The sequence below is a fragment of the Cupriavidus sp. WS genome, assembly GCF_000395345.1.
GTDB classification, from domain to species: domain Bacteria; phylum Pseudomonadota; class Gammaproteobacteria; order Burkholderiales; family Burkholderiaceae; genus Cupriavidus; species Cupriavidus basilensis_B.
Genome location: NZ_AQPL01000506.1, coordinates 1 through 8,347, shown reverse-complemented (window position 1 = coordinate 8,347; position 8,347 = coordinate 1). Strand labels below are relative to the sequence as shown.

3 protein-coding genes and 1 pseudogene are annotated in these 8,347 nt (G+C 70.6%); all 4 read left to right on the top strand.

Annotated features, from left to right (window positions below; genetic code table 11):
* A pseudogene (locus K206_RS0132935) lies at window positions 1–248 on the top strand (multidrug transporter subunit MdtA); the annotation flags it as partial.
* Between the two features lie 10 nt (window positions 249–258).
* On the top strand, window positions 259–3,438 hold the full coding sequence (locus K206_RS0132930; protein ID WP_020206560.1) for an MdtB/MuxB family multidrug efflux RND transporter permease subunit: 3,180 nt from the start codon (window positions 259–261) through the stop codon (window positions 3,436–3,438).
* A complete protein-coding gene (locus K206_RS0132925) occupies window positions 3,435–6,737 on the top strand; it encodes an efflux RND transporter permease subunit (RefSeq protein ID WP_020206559.1) in 3,303 nt (1,100 codons plus the stop codon). The genes K206_RS0132930 and K206_RS0132925 overlap by 4 nt, the downstream gene beginning before the upstream one ends.
* A partial coding sequence (locus tag K206_RS40025) for an efflux transporter outer membrane subunit (RefSeq protein WP_155888378.1) occupies window positions 6,738–8,347 on the top strand: 1,610 nt, incomplete at its 3' end. It abuts the gene before it with no gap.

The following is an 8,347-nucleotide window of genomic DNA, read 5'->3' as shown; positions in this document are numbered from 1 at the left end:
AGGAAGGCATGACGGTGGAAACCGTGGACCCGGCCGCGCGCGCCTCGCAGCTCGTGCCGCCCAGCCAGCCGCGCGGGCGCGGACGCCGCCGCGAAGGCGGCTGGGGCGGTGCCAGCGGCTCGGGCGCCGCTGGTGCCTCAGGTGCCTCCGGCGCCGGCGGCGAGGGCCGCCGCCACCACAACGGCGCCAGCGCGGCGGCGGCCGGCGGCGGCGCCCCGGCGGGCGCCGCGCCGCAGCGGCCGCAGTAAGGACCGATACATGAACCCGTCACGCCTCTTCATCGAGCGGCCGGTCGCCACCGCGCTGCTGATGCTCGCCATCCTGCTGTCCGGGCTGGTGGCCTTCCGCCTGCTGCCGCTGTCCGCGCTGCCCGAGGTCGACTACCCGACCATCCAGGTCACCACGCTCTACCCCGGCGCCAGCCCCGACGTGATGACCTCGTCGATCACCGCGCCGCTGGAGCGACAGTTCGGCCAGATGCCGGGGCTCAAGCAGATGTCGTCCTCGTCGTCGGGCGGCGCCTCGGTGATCACGCTGCAGTTCGAGCTGACGCTGTCGCTCGACATCGCCGAGCAGCAGGTGCAGGCGGCCATCAACGCCGGCAGCAACCTGTTGCCGGCCGACCTGCCGATGCCGCCGGTCTACAGCAAGGTCAACCCGGCCGACGCGCCCATCCTGAGCCTGGGCATCACCTCCGACACCCTGCCGCTGCCCAAGCTGCAGGACATGGTCGACACGCGCGTGGCGCAGAAGATCTCGCAGATCCAGGGCGTGGGCCTGGTCACGCTCAGCGGCGGGCAGCGCCCGGCCGTGCGCGTGCAGGCCAACCCCACCGCGCTGGCCTCGCTCGGCATGTCGATCGACGACCTGCGCACCGCCATCGGCAACGCCAACGTCAACGGCTCCAAGGGCAGCTTCGACGGCCCGGCGCGCGCCTCGACCATCGACGCCAACGACCAGCTCAAGTCGGCCGACGAGTACAAGCAGATCATCATCGGCTACCAGAACGGCGCGCCGATCCGCATCACCGACGTCGCCAACATCGTCGACGGCGCGGAAAATTCGCGGCTGGCGGCCTGGTCCAACGACAAGCCGGCCATCATCATGAACATCCAGCGCCAGCCCGGCGCCAACGTGATCGAGGTGGTGGACCGCATCAAGACGCTGCTGCCGCAGCTGGAGACCGCGCTGCCGGCCGCCGTGCACGTGCAGTTGCTGACCGACCGCACCACCACCATCCGCGCTTCGGTGCGCGACGTGGAGTTCGAGCTGCTGCTGGCCGTGGCGCTGGTGGTGATGGTGATCTTCGTGTTCCTGCGCAACGTGCCGGCCACCATCATCCCGGGCGTGGCGGTGCCGCTGTCGCTGGTGGGCACCTTCGGCGTGATGTACCTGGCCGGCTTCTCGATCAACAACCTCACGCTGATGGCGCTGACCATCGCCACCGGCTTCGTGGTGGACGACGCGATCGTGATGATCGAGAACATCATGCGCTACATCGAGGACGGCGAGAGCCCGATGGCGGCCGCGCTCAAGGGCTCGAAGCAGATCGGCTTCACCATCATCTCGCTGACCTTCTCGCTGGTGGCGGTGCTGATCCCGCTGCTGTTCATGGGCGACGTGGTGGGCCGGCTGTTCCGCGAGTTCGCCATCACGCTGGCGGTGTCGATCCTGATCTCCGCGGTGGTCTCGCTCACGCTCACGCCGATGATGTGCGCGCGCCTGCTGCATCACGTGCCGGAGGAAAAGCTGTCGCGCTTCCACCGCGCCACCGGCCGCTTCTTCGATGACGTGATCGCGCGCTACGGCCGCGCGCTGGACTGGGTGCTCGACCGCCAGAAAAGCACGCTGCTGGTGGCGGTGGGCACGCTGGTGCTGACCGTGCTGCTCTACCTGCTGGTGCCCAAGGGCTTCTTCCCGGTGCAGGACACCGGCGTGATCCAGGCCATCACCGAGGCCTCGCAGAGCACCTCGTTCCCGGCCATGCAGCGCAAGCAGGAGGCGGTGGCCAAGGTGGTGATGCAGGACCCGGCGGTGGAAAGCCTGTCGTCGTTCATCGGCGTGGACGGCACCAACACCACGCTCAACGCCGGGCGCATGCTGATCAACCTCAAGCCCAAGGACCAGCGCAGCGAGACCATCGAGGAGGTCACGCACCGCCTGCAGGCCTCGGTCGAGAAGCTCGGCGGCATCGCCATGTACATGCAGCCGGTGCAGGACCTGACCATCGAGGACCGCGTGGCGCGCACGCAGTACCAGTTCACGGTGCAGGACCCGGACCCGGCCACGCTGGCCACCTGGGTGCCGCGCCTGGTCGAGCGGCTCAAGCAGGAGCCGGAGATGCGCGACGTCGCCAGCGACCTGCAGAACAACGGCCTGCGCGCCTACGTGGAGATCGACCGCGACTCGGCCGCGCGCTTCGGCATCACCACCGCGGTGATCGACAGCGCGCTGTACAGCGCCTACGGCCAGCGCCTGGTGTCGACCATCTTCACGCAGTCGAACCAGTACCGCGTGGTGCTGGAGGCCATGCCCAACTTCCGCACCGGCCCGCAGTCGCTGGCCGAGCTGCGCCTGCCCTCCTCTTCCGGCGGCCAGGTGCCGCTGGGCGCGGTGGCGCGCATCTCCGAGCGCACCGGCCCGCTGGTGATCAACCACGAGGGCCAGTTCCCGGCCTCGACGATCTCCTTCAACCTGGCGCCGGGCGCGTCGCTGGGCGCGGCGGTCGACAAGATCACCAAGGTGGAGCAGGAGATCGGCCTGCCGATCTCGATGCAGACCGAGTTCCAGGGCGCCGCGCTGGCGTTCCGCGCCTCGCTGTCGAACACGCTGTGGCTGATCCTGGCCGCGGTGGTGACCATGTACATCGTGCTCGGCGTGCTGTACGAGAGCACCATCCACCCGGTCACCATCCTGTCCACTCTGCCCTCGGCCGGCGTGGGCGCGCTGCTGGCGCTGCTGGTGTCGGGGCAGGACCTCGGCATCATCGCCATCATCGGCATCATCCTGCTGATCGGCATCGTCAAGAAGAACGCCATCATGATGATCGACTTCGCGCTCGAGGCCGAGCGCGAGGGCGGCATGAAGCCGCGCGACGCCATCCACCAGGCCTGCCTGCTGCGCTTCCGCCCGATCCTGATGACGACGATGGCCGCGCTGCTGGCGGCGCTGCCGCTGATGCTGGGCACCGGCATCGGCTCCGAGCTGCGCCGCCCGCTGGGCATCACGATGGTGGGCGGCCTGCTGGTCAGCCAGGTGCTGACGCTGTTCACCACGCCGGTGATCTACCTCGCCTTCGACCGCATCGCCGCGCGCCTGGCGGCTTGGCGGCGCCGGCACATCGGCGATCCGCACGATCCGCACGACCCGGGCAAGCCCGATGACGAAGGCGACGGCGGCTGGGGCGGCGGCGAGCCGGCACCCGCGGAGCCGCGATGAACCTGTCCGCCCTCTTCATCCACCGGCCGGTCGCCACCGCGCTGCTCACGCTCGGCATCCTGCTGGCCGGCGTCGCGGCGCTGCGCACGCTGCCGGTGTCGCCGCTGCCGCAGGTGGACTTCCCCACCATCTCGGTATCGGCCTCGCTGCCGGGCGCCAGCCCCGAGACGATGGCCGCCACCGTGGCCACGCCGCTGGAGCGCGCGCTCGGCGCCATCGCCGGCGTCACCGAGATCACCTCCAGCAGCTCGCTGGGCTCGACCCGCGTGACCATGCAGTTCGACCTGTCGCGCGACATCGACGGCGCCGCGCGCGACGTGCAGGCGGCCATCAACGCCGCGCGCGGCACGCTGCCCACCAGCCTGCCCAACAACCCGACCTACCGCAAGGTCAACCCGGCCGACGCGCCGATCATGATCATCGGCCTGACCTCGCCGACCATGACGCGCGGCCAGCTCTACGACGCGGCCTCCACCATCCTCGCGCAGAAGCTGTCGCAGGTCGAGGGCGTGGGGCAGGTCACCATCGGCGGCGCCTCGTTGCCGGCGGTGCGCGTGGAGCTCAACCCGACCGCGCTCAACAAGTACGGCATCGCGCTCGAGGACGTGCGCAACACCATCAGCGCCACCAACGCCAACCGGCCGCTGGGCTCGGTCGAAAGCGCGGCCAAGAACTGGCAGGTGTACGCCAACGACCAGGCCCGCACGGCGGCGGAATACATGCCGCTGATCATCCGCTACGCCACGCCCGGCACGTTCTCGTCGACCTCGGCCGGCGCGCTGATCGCCAGCACCGCCAACGCCACCGCGGGCGGCGGCGTCAGCACCAAGACCGTCAACGGCGTCACCGTCACCACCATCACCACCAGCAGCGGCACCACCACCATCAGCACGGGCGCGACCGGCGGCAACGCCGGCGGCGCGGGCCCGAACTCGTTCGCGGTGCCGGTGCGGCTGTCCGACGTGGCCAACGTGGTCGATTCGGTCGAGGACATCCGCAACGCCGGCTCGGCCAACGGCAAGCCCTCGGTGCTGCTGGTGCTCAACCGCTCGCCCGGCGCCAACATCATCGAGACCGTGGACCGCGTCACCGAGATGCTGCCGCAGCTGCAGAAGATGATCCCGGCGGCGATCTCGATGGACGTGATGATGGACCGCACGCCCACCATCCGCGCCTCGCTGCGCGAGGTCGAGTACACGCTGATGATCTCGGTGGCGCTGGTGATCATGGTGGTGTTCCTGTTCCTGCGCAACGTGCGCGCCACGCTGATCCCGAGCGTGGCGGTGCCGGTCTCGCTGGTCGGCACCTTCACGGTGATGTACCTGGCGGGCTTCTCGCTGAACAACCTGTCGCTGATGGCGCTGACCATCGCCACCGGCTTCGTGGTGGACGACGCCATCGTGGTGCTGGAGAACATCTCGCGCCACATCGAGGAAGGCATGACGCCGATGGCCGCCGCGCTCAAGGGCACGCGCGAGGTCGGCTTCACGGTGCTGTCGATGAGCCTGTCGCTGATCGCGGTGTTCATCCCGCTGCTGATGATGGGCGGCATCGTCGGGCGGCTGTTCCAGGAATTCGCCGTCACGCTGTCGGTGGCCATCATGGTGTCGCTGGTGGTGTCGCTGACCACCACGCCGATGATGTGCTCGCGCCTGCTCAAGCCGATGCCCCCCGAGCAGGCGCAGGGGCGCTTCTTCCGCGCCAGCGAGCGCGTGTTCCAGTGGCTGCACGACGGCTACGCGCGCTCGCTGGCGGTGGCGCTGCGCCACAGCCGGCTGGTCTGGCTGGTGCTGCTGTGCACGGTCGGGCTCAACGTGTGGCTCTACGTGATCGTGCCCAAGGGCTTCTTCCCGCAGCAGGACACCGGGCGGCTGATCGGCTTCATCCGCGCCGACCAGGCCACCTCGTTCCAGGCCATGCGCGTCAAGCTCGACAACTTCACCCGCATCGTGCAGTCGGACCCGGCCGTGGTCAACGTGACCGGCTTCACCGGCGGCTCGCAGCGCAATACCGGGCAGATGTTCGTCACGCTCAAGCCGCTGAGCCAGCGCGACGAATCGGCCGACCAGATCATCGCGCGGCTGCGCGGCAAGCTGGCCAAGGAGCCCGGCGCCAGCCTGTTCCTGCAGTCGGTGCAGGACATCCGCATCGGCGGGCGGCAGAGCAGCTCGCAATACCAGTTCACGCTGCAGTCCGACGACCTCGAGGTGCTGCGCGAATGGGAGCCCAAGGTGCGCGCCGCGCTCTCCAACGTCAAGGGGCTCGAGGACATCGACACCGACACCAACGACAAGGGCCTGCAGACCTCGGTCATCATCGACCGCGACACCGCCTACAAGCTCGGCATCACCGCGCAGCAGATCGACGCCGTGCTCAACGACGCCTTCGGCCAGCGCCAGGTGGCGACCATCTACAACCCGCTCAACCAGTACCGCGTGGTGATGGAGCTGAGCCAGGAATACCTGCAGGGGCCGAACGCGCTCAAGGACATCTACGTGGTCGCCGGCAACGGCCACCGCGTGCCGCTGTCGGCCTTCGCGCGCGTGACGCCGACCAGCACGCCGCTGGGCGTAAACCACCAGGGCCAGTTCGCCGCGTCCACCATCTCGTTCAACCTCGCCGACGGCTTCTCGCTGTCGCAGGCGACCGCGGCGATCCAGGACGCGATGGCGCGCATCGGCGCGCCGGAGACGCTGCGCGCGAGCTTCCAGGGCAGCGCGCGCGCGTTCCAGGACTCGCTCAAGAGCCAGCCGCTGCTGATCCTGGCCGCGCTGATCACGATCTACATCGTGCTGGGCATGCTGTACGAGAGCTACGTGCACCCGCTCACCATCCTCTCGACGCTGCCCTCGGCCGGCGTGGGCGCGCTGCTGGCGCTGCTGGGCACGCACACCGACTTCACCATCATCGCGCTGATCGGCGTGATCCTGCTGATCGGCATCGTCAAGAAGAACGCCATCATGATGATCGACTTCGCCATCGACGCCGAGCGGCGCGAGGGCCTGGCGCCGCAGGACGCGATCTACCGCGCCTGCCTGCTGCGCTTCCGCCCCATCATGATGACCACGATGGCGGCGCTGCTCGGCGCCATCCCGCTGGCGATCGGCCACGGCGACGGCGCCGAGCTGCGCGCGCCGCTGGGCATCTCCATCGTGGGCGGGCTGGTGGTCAGCCAGTTGCTGACGCTCTACACGACGCCGGTGGTGTACCTGACCCTGGACCGCTGGCGCCTCAAGGTGAAGGCGTGGCGCAGCCGCCGCGCCGCGCTCGCCACGGGCCGCCCCGGCCTCGAATCCTGAATGCGACCCATGAACGCCATTTTCCGCTCCTCTTCCGTGCCCGCCCCGCTGGCCCTGGCCTGCGCCCTGCTGCTGGGCGGCTGCGCCGTCGGCCCCGACTACCAGCGCCCGGACGCGCCGGCCGCGCCCGCCTTCAAGGAAGCCCCCGCCGACAGCGCGCAGTGGGGCGAATGGAAGCCGGCCGAGCCGCAGGACGCCAGCGCGCGCGGCCGCTGGTGGGCCATCTTCGGCGATGCCGACCTCGACGCGCTGATGTCGCAGGTGCAGATCTCCAACCAGAACATCAAGGCGGCCGAGGCCCAGTACCGGCAGGCGCAGGCGCTGCTGCAGTCGGCGCGCGCGGGCTACTACCCGACCGTGGGCGCGTCCGCCTCGGCCGGCCGCTCCAGCTCCGGCACCACCACCACCGGCGCCGCGCGCATCGCCAACAGCCAGGGCGCCTCGCTGACGGCGAGCTGGGAGCCCGACCTGTGGGGCAAGGTGCGCCGCCAGGTGGAAAGCAGCGAGGCCAGCGCGCAGGCCAGCGAGGCCACGCTGGCCTCCACGCTGCTGTCGACCCAGGCCACGCTGGCGCAGACCTACTTCCTGCTGCGCATCACCGACCAGCAGCGCGCGCTGCTCGAGCGCACCGTGGCCGACTACACGCGCTCGCTGCAGCTGGTGCGCAACCAGTACGCGGTCGGCACCGCGCAGCGCTCCGACGTGCTGCAGTCGGAAACCCAGCTCAAGAGCGCCCAGGCCCAGCAGATCGACATCCAGATCACGCGCGCGCAGTACGAGCACGCCATCGCCATCCTGATCGGCCAGGCGCCGGCCTCGTTCTCGGTCGCGGCGCACGACTTCGCCTCGCGCGTGCCGCGCGTGCCGGCGGCGCTGCCGTCCGCGCTGCTCGAGCGCCGCCCCGACATCGCCGCCGCCGAGCGCCAGATGGCGGCCTCCAACGCCCAGATCGGCGTGGCGCAGGCTGCGTTCTATCCCACGCTGTCGCTGTCGGCCTCGGGCGGGCTGTCCGCGGCCACGCTGGCGCGCTGGCTGTCGCTGCCCGACCGCGTGTGGTCGATCGGCCCGGCGCTGGCCGGCACGCTGTTCGACGGCGGCCTGCGCAGCGCGGCCAAGGCGCAGGCGGTGGCCACCTACGACCAGTCGGTGGCCGAGTACCGGCAGACCGTGCTGGCCGCCTTCCAGGAGATCGAGGACAACCTCGCCGCGGCGCGCCTGCTGGAGCAGGAAGCCGTGGTGCAGGACGACGCGCTGCGCTCCGCGCGCGAGGCGCTGGCGCTGGTCAACAACCGCTACCGCGCCGGCACCGCCGCGCTGCTCAACGTGCTGACCGCGCAGACCACCGCCTACCAGGCCGAGGTCACGGCGCTGTCGATCTACGGCCGCCAGTTCACTGCCAGCGTGGTGCTGATGCGCGCGCTGGGCGGCGGCTGGCATGTGGAGGGCGGCGACGTGGCGCGCGGCGGCCAGCCCGGCGCGGCGGCGCCGGCAGCGCCCGCAGCGAACGCTGCCGAAGCGACGCCGGCCGCCGTGCCCGCGTGGACGCCGCTGTCGGCGCCGGCCGCCGCGGACCTCGCGCGGGCGCCGGCAGCGCCGGTGCCGGCGGGCGG

Excerpts from the sequence above, each read along its gene's own strand:
- K206_RS0132925 (WP_020206559.1), top strand. The coding sequence starts at position 3,435 with ATGAACCTGTCCGCCCTCTTCATCCACCGGCCGGTCGCCACCGCGCTG.
- K206_RS0132930 (WP_020206560.1), top strand. The coding sequence starts at position 259 with ATGAACCCGTCACGCCTCTTCATCGAGCGGCCGGTCGCCACCGCGCTG.